Source organism: Ruegeria sp. AD6 (genome assembly GCF_056542325.1).
Map to the genome: position 1 here is coordinate 20,482 of NZ_JBQFZQ010000006.1, position 19,253 is coordinate 39,734.

Here is a 19,253-nt window from a genome sequence, read left to right on the forward strand (position 1 = left end):
GGAATTGGATGTGATCCGCCGAGGTCGGAACTTCCCCTTTGAAATTGACCCGAAACCCGGTTAGAGCGCCCCGACGACCCTCAAGACGGTTTACAGGCACCCGAAATGACCAGACGACTTTTTTTGCTTTTGGCGACCTTGGTATCCTTTGCCTTGGCGGGGTGCGCAAAGACCGTGCCAATCGCCAGCCAGACCGATGTCGATGCGCTGGCACAGGCCATTCAGTCCCTTGGACCAAATGTTGATCCGGTCGAGGCGCGTACGGCGGCGCAGATTTCCTACAGCTACTCTCGGCAACTGGCGCAAGAGTGGAACGTCACCGACCCTGCGATCATTCACAACGCAAAGATCATTAACGGCCTTCGCGAAAAGGGCCTGTGCAATGACTGGGCACAGGCCATGACCACACGGTTGCGGCAGGAGAATTTCCGGACGCTGGACTTGCACTGGGCCACATCCCCACCGACAGAGTTTCGGATCATCCACCATTCGGCCCTGATCAGCGCCAAGGGGGATTCGATGTATGACGGCCTGATCCTGGACCCCTGGCGCCAAAGCGGCGCATTGTTCTGGGCGCCCGTCCGAGAGGACACAAGATACAACTGGCGTCCACGGCTGGAGGTGCGAGAGCAATTGCTGAGCGGCGAACTGGCGTTCTAGCATCGCCCTTCTCGCCTGTCGCACAAGCGCTCGCAACGGCTTGACCAGCCGAAACGAAGCGGCCTAAACGCGTATTGCAAAGGCTCGTGACCGAAGGAGGTTGCAATGATCCGCTATGCCTTGATCCTGCCGCTGATGGGGCTGTTTCAATGCCAACAGGACGAAACGGTGGCTGCCTATGGCGCAGACGGTCAGACCTGGAAGTTGCAAGAGATCGATGGTCAGCCCTATTCCGCCAACGCTCTGCTACAGTTCCCGGAAGAGGGGCGGATCGCAGGACAGGCCCCCTGCAACAGCTATCAGGGCAGCCTGAACGCGCCATACCCGTGGTTCGAGGTTCAGGACCTGAGCGCCACACGCGCCGCCTGCCCCGAGCTTGAGCAGGAAGGCATGTACTTTGCCGCCCTGCTGACCATGACCCAATCCGAAGTGTCCGGCGATGTTCTGATCCTGCGCAACGACGACGGGCACGAGATGGTGTTCACAGCCGCCGAGTAAGCTGATCCACAAACCTTGCCCGCGCTTCGGGCAATGGTGTGTGCCCCAAGGCCGGGGCCACGCGGTGGTGCAAGAAATACCCTGTCGTTTTCAAGGCATCGACAATCTCGGTATCCGGTGCGGCCCCCTCGCCGCGCAGGCAAGGCGGCAGCGGCAACAACCGGTCCGCCCAGTCACCCGCCCCTGCCGCGCTAACCGCCCGCCCGGTCTTGGGCGAGACAAAGACCAACTCCTCGGAGGATCCGGTCACAGCACAGGTGGTCAGGTCCAGCCCAAACCCCAACTCCTCAAGCAATGCCACCTCCCACCGCAGATAAGCAAGCGGCCAGATGTCGTCCTGCCCCAGAAGGTCCATAAGCTGTTCTGTCTGCTTGTAGATAGCGGGATGCGGCTCGCGTTCAGGCAGGCAGAAGGAAAGCAGCGCGACCACCGCATTCAGACCCGCTAATGCCAGCCGCCCCGAAAACGCCGCCGCCGCGCGGGATCGCAGCGGTTCGACCTGAAATGTGCCGATATGCTCTTCCAGCCGGGCCCGCCACAGCACGTCCAACTGCGCGCCCGGCTGAAGGATCGGGGCGATCTTGCGGCTGGTGCCGCCGCGTACCACCCCTGCGTGGCGTCCGTGGGCTTCGGTAAAGACCTCAATAATTGCGGCGGTTTCACCGTGGCGGCGAGAGGTCAGAAGTATGCCGTGATCGCGCCAGTCCACGTTTGGCCTCGTTAGGTTATCAGATATGTGTGCAGGAAATCTCAACGCTGTTACAGGTTCAAGATAGAAACGGATCAGGGTGGTTTTACAGGCCTCCAAAAACACGTTGCGTGAAACCTGTTAACGCAGTAATGTTCCCTTATTATTCCCTTTATGTTCTCAACGTAAGGATTCAGCAGATGTCCCTTAACTACGTCATGATCGGCTCAAACGATGTCGAAAAAGCCCGTAGCTATTACGACGCGGTTGTGCCCAAAATCGGCGGCAAGGTCATCGCTGAATATATGCCGCACGCGGTCTGCTATGAACTGCGGGGCGGTGGGTCCATGTGGGTCGCGACGCCATTTGACAAAGAGGCGGCGACAGTCGGAAACGGAAACATGGTTGGTCTGCTGTGCGAAAGCAAAGCGGAAGTGGGCGAGGCGCATGCGGCGGCGCTTGCCAATGGGGGATCGAACGAAGGTGATCCGGGCGACCGGCCTCAGTATGGCCCTAACTTCTATGCCGGTTACGCGCGCGACCCGGACGGGAACAAAATGAGCTTTGTCTATTTTGGCGATGCAGGCTGAACGCCCGCCTCAGAAGGTCATACCCGCGTGGATCAGAATGCCGATCACCATCAGAAGGTTCAGCACCATCGAAATCCCGTTGCCCACATAGATGGGCAGTTTGCCGACGACCAACCCATAGGCAAACCACAGAAACGACAGCGCAGCATAAAGGGACCAGGACAACAGGGACTGGCCGGTCGCGTGCTGCGAGTGGGTGAAATAGAGTTTGATTAACTGGGGAAGCGTGGCAAAAGGACCAACGACCCCGATGAAAACCATGAACCCCTCGAACCGCTGCATCCAGTGACCGAGCTCGGATTTTTCCAGTTTCTCCGCAAGCGTTTCAGCCAAGCAAACACCTCATTGTCTTGCGCTATTCCAAAATCAGGCCAGTTTTCCCAACCACATCCTGCATCAAAATAGTCGCTTTGAGCGGCGCGTAAAAGACCCAACTGCCAAGCTTATTCCAACCCCTCTTCCCCTAGCAAATGCCGACCCTGCCGATCTTCGACCTCGATCACCCAGAGGTCCGGATCAAAGCGGCGTTGGCGTTGGATGGCCTCGTCCACGTCGCTTTCGGGGCCAGAGGAGAGTTCAATCCACTTCCGCTCACCGCTCATCAGGTCAAAGCTGCGCTGGAACGCGACGGCCTGACCGTCCAGCGTGTTCAGTTTGACCAGTACTGCCCCGGCGGTGTTGTCTCCATGGGCGACGACAAAGGCCGGGATTTCCTGAAAGCGCAGCCGTGCCAAATAGGCGTGGACCCAGAACTCGGCTGTCAGGCGGGTCATGCGTTGCCGTCTTTGAAATCCAGACCCATTTCCGAATAGCGCTCGGATTCCTCAAGCCAATTGGGTCGGACTTTGACCTGCAGGAACAGGTGGATTTTGCGGTCGAGGAACTCTTCCAGTTCCGCCCGTGCGGCCTGACTGACGGCCTTGATGGTCTCGCCACGTTTGCCCAGAACAATCCCTTTGTGACCGTCGCGCATGACGTAGATGACCTGATCAATCTTGGCCGAGCCATCCTTGCGCTCTTCCCAGTTCTCGGTCTCGACGGTCAACTGATATGGCAACTCCTGATGCAGGCGCAGGGTCAGCTTCTCGCGCGTCATCTCGGCAGCGATCATGCGCAGGGGCAGATCGGCGATCTGATCTTCAGGATACAGCCACGGGCCTTCCGGCAGTTCCGAGGCCAGCCATTTGCGCAGGTCGTCGACCCCGTGACCCTTTTCGGCGGAAATCATGAAGGTTTCGGCAAACGGATAACGCCCGTTCAGATCGCTGGTTAGCGCCAGCAGCTTCTCGGATGGCACCTTGTCGATCTTGTTGATCGCCAGCGCAACAGTGCGTCCCTGCCCGATCTCCTCCAGCCCCTCAAGGATACGCTCGACCCCTTCGGTGATCCCACGATGGGCTTCGACCATCAGCACAACGACATCGGCATCCGCGGCCCCGCCCCACGCAGCGGCGACCATGGCGCGGTCCAGACGGCGGCGGGGTTTGAACAGGCCCGGCGTGTCGACAAAGACCAACTGCGCGTCGCCCTCCATCGCCACGCCGCGAATGCGCGCGCGGGTGGTCTGCACCTTATGCGTCACGATCGAAACCTTGGCCCCGACCATACGGTTCAGGAGGGTGGATTTGCCTGCGTTGGGCTCTCCGATCAGGGCGATAAATCCGGCGCGTGTGGTCATGTCTCTGGCGATCCTGTTTGCAAGTGCGCACCCCTATAGCAGAATGGCGACGCGGGCCAGAGGGATTTGTCGCATTGCGGCCATGCGTTTGCGGTGACACCTTCGGATCACGCCGCGCCAGATCCAGCCAGGCATCCCCATTTTCAAAGAGGCAAGACATGAAACGTCGTGAGTTTCTAATCGGCAGCGCAGCCGCTGCAGGGGCGGCGGGACTGGGTGGTTTCGGGCGCGCGTCAGGTACTGAGGAATTGGTTATTCAACCGGCCAGTTTTACCCTGCGCGATCAGACCACAACCGGCATGGTCAGCGTGTCACCCGATGCGCCGCCCCCGGTGCTATATGGCAAACAGGGTGAGGTGATGCGGCTGTCTGTACGCAACACGCTGCCCGATTACACCGCGATGCACTGGCACGGGTTGCGTATCCCGAACGGGATGGACGGGGTGCCTTATCTGACCCAGATGCCGATTGGGCCGAATGAGGTTTTTGAGTATGAATTCACCCCGCCGGATGCGGGCACATACTGGTACCACCCGCATTGCATGACGATGGAGCAGATGGCCCATGGTCTGACCGGCGTCATGGTGATTGCCGAGGCGGACGATCCGGGTTTTGACAGCGAACAGGTGATCAATCTGCGGGATTTTCGGCTGGATGATGACGATCAGTTTCTGCCGGCTTATCCCGCGCGCGGGGCGGCCCGCGCCGGGACGTTCGGAAATGTGCCGACGGCGAACTGGCTGACGGAACCTGTCTACGATCACGTGGCGGGCGGGCTGGTGCGGTTGCGGGTCCTAAATTCCGATACCACCCGTATCTACAAGCTGCACCTGACCGGGGCCGAAGCGCGGATCATTGCCTGGGACGGACATCCGGTTGAGGTCGACCTGCCGATGCCCAGTGCCGAGGAACCCTTGTTGGTTGGTCCGGGTCAGAGGGTCGATTTTGCCGTTTCGATGCCGGATGGTGAGGGGCAGATTGTTGATCTGATGGCAAAACTGCCGGGAAACCCGCCACGCCCCATGGCCAGACTGCGCGCCATCGGCAGATCGGTTGCGCGGGATTTGCGGGACTTGCGCCCCCTGCCCGCCAATCCGCTTGCCAAACCAGATCTGACGCGGGCTGAAGTGCATGAGTTCGTCTTTGGCTGGACGCCCGAGGGTGGGACGCCGAATAACGGGTTCTGCGGATCACTGGGTTACAATTTCTGGTCGATCAACCGAACGCCGTGGTCGGGCGACGCGGCGCAGGATGTGGGGCCTCTGGCCACTTTGGAATTGGGCAAAAGCTATGTACTGCGGCTGCGCAATGAATCGCCCAATCTGCATCCGATCCACCTGCACGGGCTGGCCTTTGTGCCCCTCACGTCGAACCAGCGCAAATTACCGCCTCTGATGACGGACACGATGTTGTTGCTGAAGGATGAGGTGGTCGAGATTGCGCTGGTTGCGGACAATCCCGGCGACTGGGCGTTTCATTGCCATGTGATCGAGCATCAGAAAACCGGGCTGACCGGGTTTATCCGGGTTGTTTGAGGGTCGAATTGGCTGCGCCAATCCGACCGGAAGGGGGCCAGCCCCCTCGCCCGGATTTCATCCGGGCTCACCCCCGAGATATTTTTGGCCAGATGAAGAGCGGATCCGGGTTAGGCCGTTATTTCGGCAGGTCGTTGAGCAGAGCTTTGGCGGCGGCTTGTTCGGCTTGACGTTTTGACCCGGCGGTGGCTTGTGCCTCGGTCCCGTCCTGCAGGCGGGCGGCGATGGTGAAGACCGGCGCGTGATCCGGGCCGCTGCGTTTGATTTCGACATAGGATGGGGGCTTTTGCCCACGTGCCTGAGCCCATTCCTGAAGCGAGGTTTTGGCGTCGCGGGCGTCGGCCTCGACCGTGTGGATACGATCCCCCCAAAGCGCGAGGATCACATCGCGTGCGGCTTCGAAACCGGCGTCGCGGTAGATGGCAGCGATCACCGCCTCCATCGCGTCGCCCAGAAGGGCCTGTTTGCGACGACCACCTGACAGCATTTCGGATCGACCCAGTTTCAGGACCGCGCCCAAATCGATCTGACGGGCGACATCGGCACAGGCCTCTTTGCGGACCAGCGCGTTGAAGCGGGGGGCTAGTTGGCCTTCGGTGGCCTTCTTGTCGGCCTCAAGCAGCGCCGTTGCCATCACAAGACCCAAAACCCGGTCACCGAGGAATTCGAGCCGTTGGTTATCCGGTCGCGTGGCCGAGGAGACCGAGCCATGGGTCAGCGCGCGCAACAGCAGTTCGGGGTTGGTGAATTCGTACCCCAAACGCTGCTGGAACGCCTTTATCTCGGCCGATAGCTTCAATTGACCGCCTTGAAGAAGCGATCGCCGCGCCATGTCCAGAAGAACAGCATGGACCGCCCTGCGGACGAGAACATGATCCGGTCGGCGCGACCGATCAGGTTTTCGTAAGGCACATAACCGACACCACCAGCGGATTGCGGAAGGCGGCTGTCGCTGGAATTGTCGCGGTTGTCACCCATGAAGAAATAGTGACCCTCGGGCACCGTATAGATGCCGGTGTTGTCAGACCCCTGATTGCCGATATTCAGAACGTCGTAGGATACGCCGTTGGGCAGGGTTTCAATCAACCGGGTTTTTTCACAGATGCCGCCGATCCCAACAGGGCCGTTTTCGCAGCGCGGGCGCAGGCGTTGCGGGCCCTGCGGTTCGGCGATTTCGGTGAACACGCCATCGGGCTGCTGCGGAACCGGGGTACCGTTCAGGATGATCTGCCCCTGACGCATCTGGATACGGTCGCCGGGCAGGCCGATCAGACGTTTTATATAGTCACGACCCGTGACCGGGTGGCGGAAGACGATGACATCGCCACGGTCTGGCTCGCCCGCCCAGATGCGGCTGTTGTCGTCGCCTTGCATCCAGCCACAGAGATCCTCGGCATCGATGTTCAGGCCAACGCTTGGGATGATCAGGCTGGGGCAGGACGCATAGGAATAGCCATAGGCCATCTTGTTGACGAACAGGAAATCCCCGATCAGAAGGGTCTGCTTCATCGAGCCGGACGGAATCCAGAAGGGCTGAAAGAACAGGGTGCGGAAGACGCCCGCGATCAGCAGGGCGTAGACGATGGTTTTGATCGTTTCCCACACGGCGTTACCTGATTTGGCTTCCTCGGCCATACTGCTCTCCGGTCTTTTGGATTGTTGGGTGCTACATGCGGGTCGGTTGGGGGTGAGTCAAGGCTGCGTCCGGGTCTGTGACGACACGTGCCTCGATCACCACAAAGGCTTGGGCCCAAGGATGATCATCCGTCAGGGTGACATGGATGATGGCCTCGTGCCCTTCGGGGGTCATTTCCTTGAGGCGCTCGGCCGCCCAGCCGGTCACGTGCATCACGGGCTGGCCGGTTTTCAGATTGGTAACGGCCATATCCTTCCACGCGATCCCCATGCGCAATCCGGTGCCCAACGCTTTGGAACACGCCTCTTTCGCGGCCCAGCGTTTGGCGTAGGTTCCGGCGGTGTCATGGCGGCGCTCGGCCTTACGCTGTTCGATCTCGGTGAAGACGCGGTTGCGGAACCGGTCGCCGAAGCGGTCGAGCGTGCCCTGGATGCGGTCGATATTCGCGAGGTCTGTGCCGATGCCGAGGATCATTAGGTTGTCTTTTCCTTTTTCAGAAAGGCCGAATATCCTCGCTTAACTCCGAAAACGAAAGCATAGCGGCACAACACAAATGAAACGATCATACAAAGCGCCAACTCGGCACCTGCTATCAGGGCCTTGTTGTTCAGAACGTGGATATCTGAGGGGCCATCGAAAACGAGTGCGAAAGTTATCAGCGCCGCCACCGCCGCCAATGTTGTGAGAACCATCTGACGTGCGATAATCCAACTTTTGTAGCTATCGCCAAGAGGCTTGCCGCGAATACCTTTGTCCATTCCGTAGGACATGGCAGCCAAAAACATCGCCAGTCCCAGTGGAAGGGTTGCGAATGGCCATTCGAATTCGAACCACCACTTTATTAGATACAGTCCAATCAGATCGACGAAGACGAAGCACAAAAAGCCGAGACGGTTCAAGCCAACATCTTCGTGAGATTTGAAGAGCGTTTTCAATGGGCTTGCTGTCTCGTGTAGTTTCATCACGACAGTCTCACCGTCAATATCTTGTAACTCGCCACCCCGAAGAACCCGGCAAAGGCCAGATCGAACCAGCGGCGGGCGCGGCGGTAGGTGCGGACCATACGCTCGGACGAGAACAGGAAGGCGTAGCCGATGAAGATCAGCAGTGAGCCTGCGTAGAGCATAGCGAAATAACCCAACAGCATCGCAAGGCTGGCGTCGTTCGGGGCGACGATGGCGTAGATCGACCCCCAGCTGAGGATCGCCTTCGGGTTCGTCAGGTGAATGGCCGCGCCTTTTGCAAAGATCGTCGGCAGAGAGCCTGTGACCGGATTGCCCAGCGCCACCTCGTCGGAAGTCATCGCCCGGCGCAGGGCCTTTAGGGCTAGCCAGCCCAGATAGGCAACGCCGATATAACGGATCACTTCAAACGCCCAGACATTGGCCAGCATGATCGCCGACAGGCCCAGCGCGGCGGCAATGCCCCAGGCGGCAGAGCCCGCGCAAATGCCCAATGCAAAGACCAAACCGGCACGGCGGCCTTCGTTCATAGCGGTTCCGGCGATGCCCATGGTGGCGGGACCCGGAGAGCCTCCGGCCATCAGCCAGGCCAACCAGATGGCTATGAAGCCAGGCGTGATCACGCCCGCGCCTCGTCCATCAGGCGGCGCATTTCGGTAATGGCAGGGGACAGGCCCAGAAAGATCGACTCGCCGATCAGGAAATGGCCGATATTCAACTCGCGCACCTCGGGGAAGGCCGCGACCGGTTGTACTGTGTCGTAGGTCAGGCCATGACCCGCGTGAACCTCAAGGCCCAGCGAATAGGCGAAGGTGGACATCTGGCGCAGGGCCTCCAGCTCGCGGGCGGCGTCTTCCATGCGACCTTCGGCATGGGCGTCGCAATAGGCACCGGTGTGCAGTTCGATCACCTCGGCCCCGATGCGGTGGGCAGCCTCGATCTGGCGCTGGTCGGCGGCGATGAAGATCGACACACGGCAGCCGACATCGCGCAGAGGGGCGATGAAATGGGCCAGCTTGTTTTCCTCGCGCGCGACTTCAAGCCCGCCTTCGGTGGTGCGTTCCTCGCGCTTTTCGGGAACGATGCAAACGGCATGAGGTTTGTGACGCAGGGCGATTTTCTGCATTTCGTCCGTCGCGGCCATTTCGAAATTCAAAGGCACCGACAGAACTTCCATCAGCCCGTCGATATCAGCATCCGAGATATGACGGCGGTCTTCGCGCAAATGGGCGGTGATACCATCGGCCCCGGCCTCTTCGGCCAGTTTGGCGGCGCGCAGCGGGTCGGGATAGGCCCCGCCACGCGCGTTGCGTACGGTGGCCACGTGGTCGATATTTACGCCCAGACGCAAGTGGTTGTCAGACATCACGCGATTCCTTTTTCACGGTTTGACCCGAACCTAGAGCCTTTTGCACGGAAACGTCAGGCTTTGCTTCGGCCAGACGTTTGATTTCTTCAAACTTCGCCTTGATTTTGGCGCGTCGGCGATTCTGATAGCTGCGGATCAGGGGCAGGCTCAGATAGCCACAGATCAGCCCAGCCAGAATGCCGGGCAGGACACCACCGATCATGTAGGGATAGAAAACCTCGCGGTAGAAAACGCTCAGACCGTGCCAGTCGGCAATGCGGTCGGTGAACATCGCGAGGAAATTGTTCTTGAGGTCCCCCATCGCGTCGGCAAATTTGCCCATCAGGCCGCGGGTTTCGCTTTTTTCGAATTCGGTGCCCAGCAGGAAATGCCCCGTCTGCAGGCAGATCACACCGATTGGAACATAGGTTAGCGGGTTGCCGAAGAAGGTGCCGCTTAGGGCGGCCAGTATGTTGCCGTTGATCAGCCGGGCACCGATGGCGGCTACGACGAAATGCAGGCCGTAAAACGGGGTGAAGGCCGCAAAAACGCCTGCTGCGATGCCTCGTGCAATACGTTCAGGCGAGTCCGGCAGGCGACGGACGCGGTGTTTGACATAGTGAAACGCGCGTGTCCAGCCGCCACGCGGATAGACAAATTCCGATGCGATCTGGACAGGCGAGCGTCGATCTCGGCGCTTGAAAACCACTCCTGATCACCCCTTCTCAGCCGGCCGAAACGGGTGTTTTGGCCCGGTCCCGGTATCGCTCGACAGCGGCAACGTCGCTTTCAGCCTCAAGCGTCAGCATCAGGGAATGCAACTGTTCCAGATCGCGCAGTTCCACATTGATCAGCAGGCGGTAAAAATCCGGTTTCCGGTCAACGAATTCCAGGTTCGAGATATTGGCCTTTTTCTCGCCGATCAATGTGCAAATGCGCCCCAACACACCGGCGTCATTGCCAATGGTCAGATCCAGCGTCGCGCCATAAACGGCGGGGTGTGTGCCGGAATGCCAGTGCAGATCGACCCAGCGTTCGGGTTCATTTTCAAACTCGCCCAGACGGTCGCAATCAATGGCATGCACGACCACGCCCTTGCCGCGATAGGTAATGCCGACGATGCGTTCACCGGGCAAGGGCTGGCAGCAGGGCGCGCGGTCGAACTTCTGCCCCGGTTCCAGGCCGATCACCGCGCGGCGCAGCGGGATGGCGTCACCTTCGTCCTTGGTCAGTTCGGGGTAAACCGCCTCGACCACGTCATGGGCGGTCAGTTCGGCGCTGCCCAGACGGGCCAGCAATTCGTGGCGATCCTTCAGGCGCAGGTGTTTGGCGGCGGTGTCCAACGCTTTGTCGGTTGCCTTGCGCCCCACATGCTCAAAGCCCGAACGCGCCAGTTCCTTGCCCAGCTTGATAAATCGCTCGCGGTCGACTTCGCGCAGGGCACGCCGGATGGCCGTGCGGGCCTTGCCGGTGACCGCGATCTCAAGCCATGTGACCTGCGGCGTCTGACCGTCAGCCGTGATGATGTCCACCGACTGACCGTTCTTGAGACGGGTCCACAACGGCACGCGGATGCCATCGACCTTGGCCCCCACGCAGGCATGGCCGATGCGGGTGTGGATCGCATAGGCAAAATCGATCGGCGTCGCCCCACGCGGCAGCTTCACCACGTCGCCCTTGGGCGTAAAGCAGAACACCTGATCGGAATACATCTCAAGCTTCACAGCCTCGAGGAAATCTTCGTGATCTTCCTCGTTGTCGAACTGCTCGGTCAGGTTGGAAATCCACTTGGCCGGGTCAACGGCAAAGGGGTTTTCCGTGCGCACACCATCGCGATAGGACCAATGCGCCGCAACACCCGTTTCGGCGACGTCATGCATCTGGCGGGTGCGGATCTGCACCTCGACCCGTTTGCCATCACGGCCCGACACCGTGGTGTGGATCGAGCGGTAGCCGTTCGATTTCGGCTGACTGATGTAATCCTTGAACCGCCCCGGCACCGCGCGCCAGCGCTGGTGAATTGCGCCGAGGGTGCGATAGCAATCCTCTTCGCTGGGCGTGATGATGCGGAACCCGTAGATGTCGGACAGGCGGGAAAAGCCTTGATCCTTTTCCTGCATCTTGCGCCAGATCGAATAGGGTTTCTTGGCGCGGCCAAACACCTCGGCCTCGATCCCGGCCTTGTCCAGCTCGTGCCGCATGTCGCCGGTGATGCGGTGGATCACATCTCCGGTTTCCCGTTGCAGCGTGATGAAGCGGCGGATGATCGATTGACGGCCTTCAGGGTTCAGGACACGAAAGGCGAGGTCTTCCAACTCCTCACGCATCCATTGCATCCCCATCCGGCCCGCAAGGGGTGCGTAGATATCCATTGTCTCGCGCGCCTTGATCACCTGCTTTTCCGGGCGCATCGCCTTGATCGTGCGCATGTTGTGCAGACGGTCGGCCAGCTTGACCAGAATGACCCGCAGGTCCTTGGACATGGCCATAAACAGTTTGCGGAAGTTTTCCGCCTGCTTGGTTTCCCGGCTGGACAGTTGCAGGTTGGTCAGCTTGGTGACACCATCGACAAGCTCGGCAACCTCATTCCCGAACAGATCGGCCACCTTGCCATAGCTGGCCTTTGTGTCCTCGATCGTGTCGTGCAGCAGGGCCGTGATGATGGTCGCATCATCCAAACGCTGTTCGGTCAGAATAGCGGCAACGGCAACGGGATGGGTGAAATAGGGCTCGCCCGAGTGGCGGAACTGCCCCTCGTGCATCTGCATACCGAACTCATAGGCCCGGGCGATGCGATCAGCATTAGTCTTGGGGTTGTAGTTGCGGACCAGCGCAATCAGGTCGTCAGCAGAGATCATCCGGTCCGCACCTTCGTGTAGCTTGGGGCTTAGCCCTGGCCTTGAGCCTCCATCAGAGCGCGCAGAAGCTTCTCTTCGGACATATCGTCATCCGCAGGCTTGTCGGATTCCGCACCCATCAGCAGCGCCATCTGATCTTCTTCCGGCTCGTCCACCTCGATCTGGGTTTGGTTGGCCTCGATCAGACGCTCGCGCAGTTCGTCCGCGCTTTGGGTTTCATCGGCGATCTCGCGCAGGGAAACGACGGGGTTTTTGTCGTTGTCACGGTCCACAGTGATCGGACCGCCGGCAGAAATCTCGCGCGCCCGGTGGGCCGCCAGCATCACCAGTTCGAACCGGTTTGGAACCTTGTCAACGCAATCTTCAACCGTCACGCGGGCCATGGGGCGCTCTCCATTACTGAATCCATGTCAGGAAGAGGCTTATCTAAGACCGATTGCCCGCCTTGACAAGCACGAAATGCCGCAAAAGCAGGGATCACAGGGGCGTGACGGCCTGAACATCCCCGGCAGGCAAAGCTGCAACCATCTGTGTGACTGTCTGCTGCAACACCGGGTGGCACCAATCCGGCGCAATATCCGCCATTGGAACCAGCACAAATGCCCTGTCCTGTAGGCGGGGATGGGGCAGAATCAACTGATCCGGCGCCGCCTTCCGTTGTTCATCCGGGGCCAGATCCAGCCAGTGCGCATAGGTGGCCTTGTCAGGCAGAACCGTATCCGCATAGCACACCAGATCCAGATCAAGCGTCCGCATTCCCCAACGCTGTATCCGCTCGCGCCCAAACTCATGCTCGACCGCATGCAGCACGTCCAACAGCTCTGGCGGCGAAAGGTCACTGTCGATCGCCGCCGCCGCATTCACGTAATCCGGCCCCGCCCCCGCGGGGAAACAGGGGGTCGCAAAAAACCGGCTGACAGCGCGAATCACCACCCCATGACGTGAAAGCGCGTCAAGGGCGCGTCGAAGTGTCACTTCAGGTCCAAATCCTCTCAAATTGAGATTTGCCCCTAGGGCAACTATGGCATTTCGCGCGGAATCGCTCATGTATCTTCCTATATTCGGCGCACTGCATACTTGCGATGGCCAACAAAAGCCCTAATTATAGGGTCACTACAGCGCGACATTTTTACACTCACACACCCATCACTCAACGCGCTGCATTGTACCGGAAGGAAATATTTATGTTTTATAAAGACGAACGGCTAGCGCTGTTCATCGACGGCTCAAATCTTTATGCCGCCGCCAAAGCACTCGGGTTCGACATCGACTACAAACTTCTGCGGCAGGAATTCATGCGCCGTGGCAAGTTGCTTCGGGCCTTCTACTACACAGCGCTGCTTGAAAATGACGAGTATTCACCGATCCGCCCATTGGTGGACTGGCTGCATTACAATGGCTTCACCATGGTCACGAAACCGGCCAAGGAATACACCGACAGCATGGGGCGTCGGAAAGTCAAAGGGAACATGGATATCGAACTGACCGTCGATGCCATGGAGCTTGCACCACGGGTCGATCATATCGTGCTGTTTTCGGGCGATGGGGATTTCCGCCCGCTGATCGCCAGCCTGCAGCGTCAGGGCGTGCGCGTTTCGGTTGTCTCGACCATCCGCAGCCAGCCGCCGATGATCTCGGACGAGCTGCGCCGCCAGGCGGACAACTTCATCGAACTGGAAGATCTGCGGGACGTCATCGGCCGCCCTCCGCGCGAGATGCCCGCTGAACCGCGCAGCGTCGCGGTTGCCTCGGGCGGCTGATCTTTCGGCCCGACATCGTTGGAAAAATTTGCGCGGTCAGGATTCACCACCCTGGCCGCGCTTCCTTAACTATGGATTGGTTCTGAAACATCGTCTGGCTAGCACCGATTCATGTCAGATCAATGACGCTGTCCTGTCTGGACCAAGGCCGGGAAAAGACTTACCTGTGCAGTAAGGAGACAGCGACATGACCAAGCCGCCACTGACACTGTATCTGGCCGCCCCGCGCGGCTTTTGCGCAGGCGTAGACCGTGCCATCAAAATCGTCGAGATGGCGCTGCAGAAATGGGGCCCACCCGTCTATGTGCGCCATGAGATCGTGCACAACAAATTCGTTGTCGACGGGCTGCGCGAAAAAGGCGCTGTTTTTGTCAGCGAACTGGATGAATGCCCCGATGACCGCCCGGTGATCTTTTCCGCGCATGGCGTGCCGAAATCGGTACCAGCCGAGGCGTCTCAGCGCGAAATGATCTATGTCGACGCGACCTGCCCGCTGGTATCGAAAGTGCATATCGAGGCGCAGCGCCATTATGAGGCCGGGTTGCAGATGATCATGATCGGGCACAAGGGGCACCCCGAAACTGTCGGCACCATGGGGCAACTGCCTGAAGGCGAGGTGCTGCTTGTCGAAACGGTCGAGGACGTGGCCGAGGTTCAGGTACGCACACCGGACAAGCTGGCCTTTGTCACCCAAACCACCCTGTCGGTTGACGACACCAAGGACATCATCGCCGCGCTTCAGGCAAGGTTCCCTTCTATCGTCGGCCCCCACAAGGAAGACATCTGTTACGCCACCACCAATCGGCAAGAGGCCGTCAAGGCCGTCGCCCCAAAAGCAGACGCTTTGCTGGTGGTCGGCGCGCCGAACTCGTCAAACTCACGCCGATTGGTCGAGGTCGCATCGCGCGCCGGATGCACCTATGCGCAGCTGGTGCAACGCGCGCCAGACATTGATTGGCGCGCGCTAGAGGGGATCAAAAGCGTCGCGATCACAGCCGGGGCCTCGGCCCCCGAAGTGCTGGTGAACGAGGTTATCGATGCGTTTCGCGAGCACTACGATGTGACAGTTGAACTGGCCGAAACCGCCAAGGAAAACGTCGAGTTCAAAGTCCCCCGTGTTCTGAGGCAACCCGCGTGAACGGCGTACCCAAGTCGGCATTATATCTGGGTCTGGCGGGTCTAATCCCGTTTGTCTGGGGCGCATTGACCTATCTGAACGCGGACCTGCAAGCCTGGGGTACGCGCGAAATCGGGCCACGTTTTGTCGGCCCCTACGTTCAGTTGTTCTATGGCTCAGTGATCCTCAGCTTTATGTCGGGCGTGTTGTGGGGCTTTGCCACCAAGACCTCGGGCAGCAAGGCAACTGTGGGCTATACCCTGTCCGTCCTACCGGCGCTCTGGGCGTTTTTCATGACTGGAGGAGGCCCGGTAACCGCCGGCACCAACCTGATGACCGGCTTTGCCGGACTTTTGGTGCTGGACGCGCTGTTCTGGTACTGGGGTCTGGCCCCGAACTGGTGGATGCGGCTGCGTATCCTGCTGACCGCCATCGTGCTTTTGTGCCTTGCCGTTGGAGTATACCTATGAGCGATCGCGACACCATTTCCGTCTATGACGCGCAGGCCGCGCGTTATGCCGAACTGACAGATGGCGACAATACGGACGATCCGCAACTGGCGCGATTTATTCAGGCCATGCCTAAAGGCGGCAGAGTTCTGGATTTGGGCTGCGGGCCCGGAACATCAGCCGCGATCATGGCGCAAGCCGGGTTGCAGGTCGACGCGACGGATGCGTCAGCAGAGATGGTCAAGCTGGCCACGGCCCATCCCGGTGTCTCGGCCCGTCAGGCCAGCTTTGACGCGCTGGAAGCCGAAGGGGTCTACGATGGCATCTGGGCCAACTTCAGTCTGTTGCATGCTACGCGCGCCGCCTTCCCCACACATCTCAACGCCATTCACCGCGCCTTGAAATCCGGCGGTGCGTTCTTCATCGCCGTGAAACTGGGCGAAGGCGAAGGCACCGACCGGTTGGGACGCTATTACAGTTACTACTCCGAGGACGAATTGAAGACTTATCTGGAAGACGCAGGGTTCACCGTCACCGATCAAAGGCTTGGCAGCGGCACCGGGCTGGACGGCTCGGTCTCTGACTTTATCGCTCTGGCCGCTCATGCCTGATCTGTTTGCCTATACGGACGGCGCCTGTTCCGGCAATCCCGGACCGGGCGGCTGGGGCGTGCTGCTGCGCGCGATGGACGGGGAAACCGTTCTGAAAGAACGCGAATTGAAAGGTGGCGAGGCCGAGACCACCAACAACCGGATGGAATTGCTGGCCGCAATCAGCGCGCTTGAAACGCTCGAGCGGCCCTCGACCATCACCATCGTCACCGACAGCGCCTATGTGAAAAACGGCGTGACCGGGTGGATTTTCGGGTGGAAGCGGAACGGGTGGAAAACCTCGAACAAAAAGCCCGTCAAGAATGTGGACCTGTGGCAACGTCTGGATACCGCGCAGGACCGCCATGACGTGACCTGGGAATGGGTCAAAGGTCATGCGGGCCACCCGGAAAACGAAAAAGCCGATGAGCTTGCCCGCGCAGGCATGGCCCCGTTCAAACCCAAAAAGGCACAGGCGTGAGCGGTCTTGCGCTGCTCGACTATGCCTCGGTTCTGATCTTTGCCCTGACCGGGGCGTTGGTGGCCAGTCGCGCCCAGCTTGATCTGGTGGGTTTTGCCTTCATCGCCTGTCTGACTGCCGTGGGCGGCGGCACCGTGCGCGACTTGCTGCTGGACCGGCATCCGGTCTTTTGGGTCGGCCAGCCAGATTACATCCTGATCGCGGTTGCAGCGGCGGTGCTGGTGTTTTTCACGGCGCATCTGGTTGAAAGCAGATATAACTGGCTGGTCTGGCTGGACAGTTTCGCCCTGTCCATTGCCGTTGCGGCGGGCACCGGAGCGGCCCTGTCGCTGGGCCAGTCCGGTACCATTGTTGTATTGATGGGCGTTACCACGGGATGTCTGGGCGGATTGATGCGGGATGTGGTCTGCAATGAGGTGCCGTTGGTCCTGAAACAGGGGCAACTCTATGTGTCCTGCGCCTTTGCGGGGGCTTTGATTGCCGTATTGGCGACAAAGCTGGGATTGGACGGCCTTCTGACATTGGGCCTGTGCGCATTGGTCTGCTGGGCGCTACGGGCCGGTTCGCTGCTGTTTGGCTGGCAATTGCCCGTCTATAAGGCCCGCCCACCCCGCCAATAGCGCCAAGATAGACGGCTCGCCCCTGCGCTGCTACCAAGTGCAAAACCATTCGGAGCGCGGATTCAGATGAAAGCATTGTCGGTTCTGGCGGGATTGTCCCTGTTGGCGGCCTGCGGCGAGTCCTACACGCCAGTAAGCTTCGTCGCCCAAGGCGATCAGATCATCGCCACGGGCACGATTGATCACACCACATTGGATGCGTTCGAAGATGCAATCGAACAAAACCCGCAGGCCTCGACCCTTGTTCTGCAGTACATCGAAGGTTCGGTGGACGATGACGCCAATGTCGTCTTCAGCCGCGTTGTCCATGACGAAGGATTCGACACGGTTGTCCCCTCGGGTGGTCTGGTCGCATCAGGCGGCACCGATCTGTTTCTGGCTGGCCATAACCGCACCTTGCACCCCGGCGCCTGCGTCGGCGTTCACAGTTGGAGCGGGTCGGGGATCGTCGCAACCGAGTTGCCCGAGGATGACCCGGAACACGACCGCTATCTGGACTATTTTCAGGACATTGGCGTGGATGACGAGTTTTACTGGTTCACGCTCGAAGCCGCCCCTGCGGCCCAGATGCACTGGATGACTGCCGCCGAGGCGGACCGGTTCGACATGACCACCCGCGCCGCACCTCAACTGGGCTCATCCGCCGTCTGCGACGAGCGTTAGGTTCAGCGCGTCAACAGCCGCGCGCCGATTTCCTTGACGAATTTGGCAGCCACCATCGCGGTCATGCCATAGGGATCGCGATGCGGGTTCAGCTCGACAATATCCGCGCCGATCAATTGGCCTTCAAAGCGATGGATCAGGTCGATCACCTCGCGTGTGCTCAGCCCGCCGGGTTCGTGGTGGGACACACCGGGCGCAAAGGCCGGGTCCAGCGCGTCCAGATCCAGCGACAGGTAAACCGGCCCATTGAATGACAATTGCAAGTCCGCGCGCCAGTTGCGCATGTCGATCACTTCAACCCCGAACTTGTCGGCCTGCGCGCGTTGATGTGCGTTCATGGTGCGAATGCCGACCTGTACCAGACGGTTGATCTGACAGTTTTCCATCACCCGCGCAAACGGGCAGCCGTGACTCAGCGGGCCGATATCCTGCGTGTCGTAAAGGTCGGGATGCGCGTCGATATGCAGGATGTTCAACCCCTCGTACCGGTCAGCATGGGCCTTGATCAGCGGGAACGCGACCGAGTGATCACCCCCCAGCGACAACAGCCGCGCCCCGGTTGAAATGCGCTGCGCGGCCCCCGCTTCGATCCGGTCGATGGGTTCCTGCCCGCGCATCTCGAACACGTCCAGATCGCCGGCATCCCTGAAACGTTCGGACGCGCCAAGATCGGTGCCATCCTCGGCCGTCAGATTGGCGGCACCCGAATGCAGCGCCTCGCGAATGCGTCCGGGGGCGAAGGCCGGACCTTGCAGAAAGGAAGAGTGCAGGTCCAGCGGAACGCCCATCAAAGCGACGTCACCGGGGTTCAGATCATAGGACATGGGCCACCTGTCAGCAGATTTTCCGTGATCTGGCGGGTGATGCCAAGAAAGGTCAAGACTTAACAGCGGCGGATGACCTGCCAAAGCCAGATCACCAGCAAAGCCCCCAGCACCGCGCCGACAAAACCTGACAACCACCCCATCACCGTCGCCAAAGCGCGCAGCAGAAAACCCCCAACCAGCGCACCGACAATGCCGATCAGCATTGTCGTGGGAATATCAGCCTCGATCCGCATCAGGCGGGTGGCCAGAAAACCCGCAGCCGCGCCGATGACGATCAGAGCGATAACGGGCAT

The 19,253-nt window shown here is 59.9% G+C and carries 27 protein-coding genes; 11 read left to right on the forward strand and 16 right to left on the reverse strand.

What is annotated here, in order from left to right; genetic code table 11:
* Nucleotides 1–105: 105 nt before the first annotated feature.
* The gene (locus ACR0KJ_RS13205; RefSeq protein WP_170454633.1) at nucleotides 106–660 is read left to right on the forward strand and encodes a hypothetical protein; all 555 of its coding nucleotides are present in this window, start codon (nucleotides 106–108) and stop codon (nucleotides 658–660) included.
* Between the two features lie 105 nt (nucleotides 661–765).
* Complete coding sequence (locus ACR0KJ_RS13210; protein ID WP_170454635.1) at nucleotides 766–1,158, forward strand: META domain-containing protein; 393 nt, start codon at nucleotides 766–768, stop codon at nucleotides 1,156–1,158.
* On the opposite strand, the gene recO is transcribed toward ACR0KJ_RS13210, so the two are convergent.
* Nucleotides 1,142–1,867, reverse strand: coding sequence for a DNA repair protein RecO (recO, locus tag ACR0KJ_RS13215; RefSeq protein WP_480626886.1), 726 nt, complete (start codon nucleotides 1,865–1,867; stop codon nucleotides 1,142–1,144). The genes ACR0KJ_RS13210 and recO overlap by 17 nt on opposite strands.
* Before the next feature lie 179 nt (nucleotides 1,868–2,046).
* Between recO and ACR0KJ_RS13220 the strand changes: the two genes are divergently transcribed.
* Nucleotides 2,047–2,436, forward strand: coding sequence for a VOC family protein (locus tag ACR0KJ_RS13220; RefSeq protein WP_170454639.1), 390 nt, complete (start codon nucleotides 2,047–2,049; stop codon nucleotides 2,434–2,436).
* A 9-nt stretch (nucleotides 2,437–2,445) separates the two neighbouring features.
* Here the strand turns inward: ACR0KJ_RS13220 and ACR0KJ_RS13225 are convergent, their stop codons facing one another.
* The 3 genes from ACR0KJ_RS13225 to era form a co-directional block, all read right to left on the reverse strand.
* Entirely contained in the window at nucleotides 2,446–2,769 is a 324-nt protein-coding gene (locus ACR0KJ_RS13225; RefSeq protein WP_170454640.1) for a SemiSWEET transporter, read from the reverse strand.
* A 110-nt stretch (nucleotides 2,770–2,879) separates the two neighbouring features.
* Nucleotides 2,880–3,209 (reverse strand): DUF1491 family protein, encoded by a 330-nt coding sequence (locus ACR0KJ_RS13230; RefSeq protein WP_480626887.1) that lies wholly within the window; start codon nucleotides 3,207–3,209, stop codon nucleotides 2,880–2,882.
* Nucleotides 3,206–4,114, reverse strand: coding sequence for a GTPase Era (gene era / locus ACR0KJ_RS13235; RefSeq protein WP_170737666.1), 909 nt, complete (start codon nucleotides 4,112–4,114; stop codon nucleotides 3,206–3,208). Before era ends, ACR0KJ_RS13230 begins: the two co-directional genes overlap by 4 nt.
* Nucleotides 4,115–4,272: 158 nt before the next feature.
* Here era and ACR0KJ_RS13240 point away from each other — a divergent pair, with 158 nt between their 5' ends.
* Nucleotides 4,273–5,649: a multicopper oxidase family protein gene (locus tag ACR0KJ_RS13240; RefSeq protein WP_480626888.1), complete on the forward strand. Its 1,377-nt coding sequence runs from the start codon at nucleotides 4,273–4,275 to the stop codon at nucleotides 5,647–5,649.
* A 118-nt stretch (nucleotides 5,650–5,767) separates the two neighbouring features.
* Here ACR0KJ_RS13240 and rnc read toward each other — a convergent pair whose 3' ends face one another.
* The 10 genes from rnc to folK form a co-directional block, all read right to left on the reverse strand.
* Nucleotides 5,768–6,448 carry a ribonuclease III gene (gene rnc, locus ACR0KJ_RS13245; protein ID WP_170455037.1) on the reverse strand — a complete coding sequence of 227 codons (681 nt, stop codon included), beginning with the start codon at nucleotides 6,446–6,448 and terminating at the stop codon, nucleotides 5,768–5,770.
* Complete coding sequence (lepB, locus tag ACR0KJ_RS13250) at nucleotides 6,445–7,284, reverse strand: signal peptidase I (RefSeq protein ID WP_170624236.1); 840 nt, start codon at nucleotides 7,282–7,284, stop codon at nucleotides 6,445–6,447. The genes rnc and lepB overlap by 4 nt, the downstream gene beginning before the upstream one ends.
* A 31-nt stretch (nucleotides 7,285–7,315) precedes the next feature.
* Entirely contained in the window at nucleotides 7,316–7,759 is a 444-nt protein-coding gene (acpS, locus tag ACR0KJ_RS13255; protein ID WP_170454649.1) for a holo-ACP synthase, read from the reverse strand.
* Complete coding sequence (locus ACR0KJ_RS13260) at nucleotides 7,759–8,247, reverse strand: hypothetical protein (protein ID WP_480626889.1); 489 nt, start codon at nucleotides 8,245–8,247, stop codon at nucleotides 7,759–7,761. The genes acpS and ACR0KJ_RS13260 overlap by 1 nt, the downstream gene beginning before the upstream one ends.
* Nucleotides 8,247–8,870 (reverse strand): LysE family translocator, encoded by a 624-nt coding sequence (locus ACR0KJ_RS13265; RefSeq protein ID WP_480626890.1) that lies wholly within the window; start codon nucleotides 8,868–8,870, stop codon nucleotides 8,247–8,249. Before ACR0KJ_RS13265 ends, ACR0KJ_RS13260 begins: the two co-directional genes overlap by 1 nt.
* Nucleotides 8,867–9,613, reverse strand: a complete 747-nt coding sequence (locus ACR0KJ_RS13270; protein ID WP_480626891.1) for a pyridoxine 5'-phosphate synthase — start codon at nucleotides 9,611–9,613, stop codon at nucleotides 8,867–8,869. Before ACR0KJ_RS13270 ends, ACR0KJ_RS13265 begins: the two co-directional genes overlap by 4 nt.
* The gene (locus tag ACR0KJ_RS13275) at nucleotides 9,606–10,304 is read right to left on the reverse strand and encodes a DUF2062 domain-containing protein (protein WP_170454657.1); all 699 of its coding nucleotides are present in this window, start codon (nucleotides 10,302–10,304) and stop codon (nucleotides 9,606–9,608) included. Before ACR0KJ_RS13275 ends, ACR0KJ_RS13270 begins: the two co-directional genes overlap by 8 nt.
* 16 nt (nucleotides 10,305–10,320) lie before the next feature.
* Complete coding sequence (locus ACR0KJ_RS13280; RefSeq protein ID WP_170454659.1) at nucleotides 10,321–12,453, reverse strand: RelA/SpoT family protein; 2,133 nt, start codon at nucleotides 12,451–12,453, stop codon at nucleotides 10,321–10,323.
* Nucleotides 12,454–12,482: 29 nt separating this feature from the next.
* The gene (rpoZ, locus tag ACR0KJ_RS13285; RefSeq protein WP_010437681.1) at nucleotides 12,483–12,836 is read right to left on the reverse strand and encodes a DNA-directed RNA polymerase subunit omega; all 354 of its coding nucleotides are present in this window, start codon (nucleotides 12,834–12,836) and stop codon (nucleotides 12,483–12,485) included.
* Nucleotides 12,837–12,930: 94 nt separating this feature from the next.
* Nucleotides 12,931–13,500: a 2-amino-4-hydroxy-6-hydroxymethyldihydropteridine diphosphokinase gene (gene folK / locus ACR0KJ_RS13290; protein WP_480626892.1), complete on the reverse strand. Its 570-nt coding sequence runs from the start codon at nucleotides 13,498–13,500 to the stop codon at nucleotides 12,931–12,933.
* A gap of 137 nt (nucleotides 13,501–13,637) precedes the next feature.
* On the opposite strand from folK, the gene ACR0KJ_RS13295 reads away from it, so the two are divergent.
* The 7 genes from ACR0KJ_RS13295 (at nucleotide 13,638) to ACR0KJ_RS13325 (ending at nucleotide 18,133) form a co-directional block, all read left to right on the forward strand.
* Nucleotides 13,638–14,213: a LabA-like NYN domain-containing protein gene (locus ACR0KJ_RS13295; RefSeq protein ID WP_170520280.1), complete on the forward strand. Its 576-nt coding sequence runs from the start codon at nucleotides 13,638–13,640 to the stop codon at nucleotides 14,211–14,213.
* Nucleotides 14,214–14,400: 187 nt separating this feature from the next.
* On the forward strand, nucleotides 14,401–15,351 hold the full coding sequence (gene ispH, locus ACR0KJ_RS13300) for a 4-hydroxy-3-methylbut-2-enyl diphosphate reductase (protein ID WP_480626893.1): 951 nt from the start codon (nucleotides 14,401–14,403) through the stop codon (nucleotides 15,349–15,351).
* Complete coding sequence (locus ACR0KJ_RS13305) at nucleotides 15,348–15,800, forward strand: DUF3429 domain-containing protein (protein WP_480626894.1); 453 nt, start codon at nucleotides 15,348–15,350, stop codon at nucleotides 15,798–15,800. The genes ispH and ACR0KJ_RS13305 overlap by 4 nt, the downstream gene beginning before the upstream one ends.
* Entirely contained in the window at nucleotides 15,797–16,390 is a 594-nt protein-coding gene (locus ACR0KJ_RS13310; RefSeq protein WP_480626895.1) for a class I SAM-dependent DNA methyltransferase, read from the forward strand. Before ACR0KJ_RS13305 ends, ACR0KJ_RS13310 begins: the two co-directional genes overlap by 4 nt.
* Complete coding sequence (gene rnhA / locus ACR0KJ_RS13315) at nucleotides 16,383–16,850, forward strand: ribonuclease HI (protein ID WP_170454671.1); 468 nt, start codon at nucleotides 16,383–16,385, stop codon at nucleotides 16,848–16,850. Before ACR0KJ_RS13310 ends, rnhA begins: the two co-directional genes overlap by 8 nt.
* A complete protein-coding gene (locus tag ACR0KJ_RS13320) occupies nucleotides 16,847–17,470 on the forward strand; it encodes a trimeric intracellular cation channel family protein (RefSeq protein WP_480626896.1) in 624 nt (207 codons plus the stop codon). Before rnhA ends, ACR0KJ_RS13320 begins: the two co-directional genes overlap by 4 nt.
* Nucleotides 17,471–17,536: 66 nt before the next feature.
* Nucleotides 17,537–18,133 carry a COG3904 family protein gene (locus tag ACR0KJ_RS13325; protein WP_480626897.1) on the forward strand — a complete coding sequence of 199 codons (597 nt, stop codon included), beginning with the start codon at nucleotides 17,537–17,539 and terminating at the stop codon, nucleotides 18,131–18,133.
* 2 nt (nucleotides 18,134–18,135) lie between these two features.
* On the opposite strand, the gene speB is transcribed toward ACR0KJ_RS13325, so the two are convergent.
* Nucleotides 18,136–18,957 (reverse strand): agmatinase, encoded by an 822-nt coding sequence (gene speB, locus ACR0KJ_RS13330; protein ID WP_480626898.1) that lies wholly within the window; start codon nucleotides 18,955–18,957, stop codon nucleotides 18,136–18,138.
* 59 nt (nucleotides 18,958–19,016) lie between these two features.
* A complete protein-coding gene (locus ACR0KJ_RS13335; protein ID WP_480626899.1) occupies nucleotides 19,017–19,253 on the reverse strand; it encodes a GlsB/YeaQ/YmgE family stress response membrane protein in 237 nt (78 codons plus the stop codon).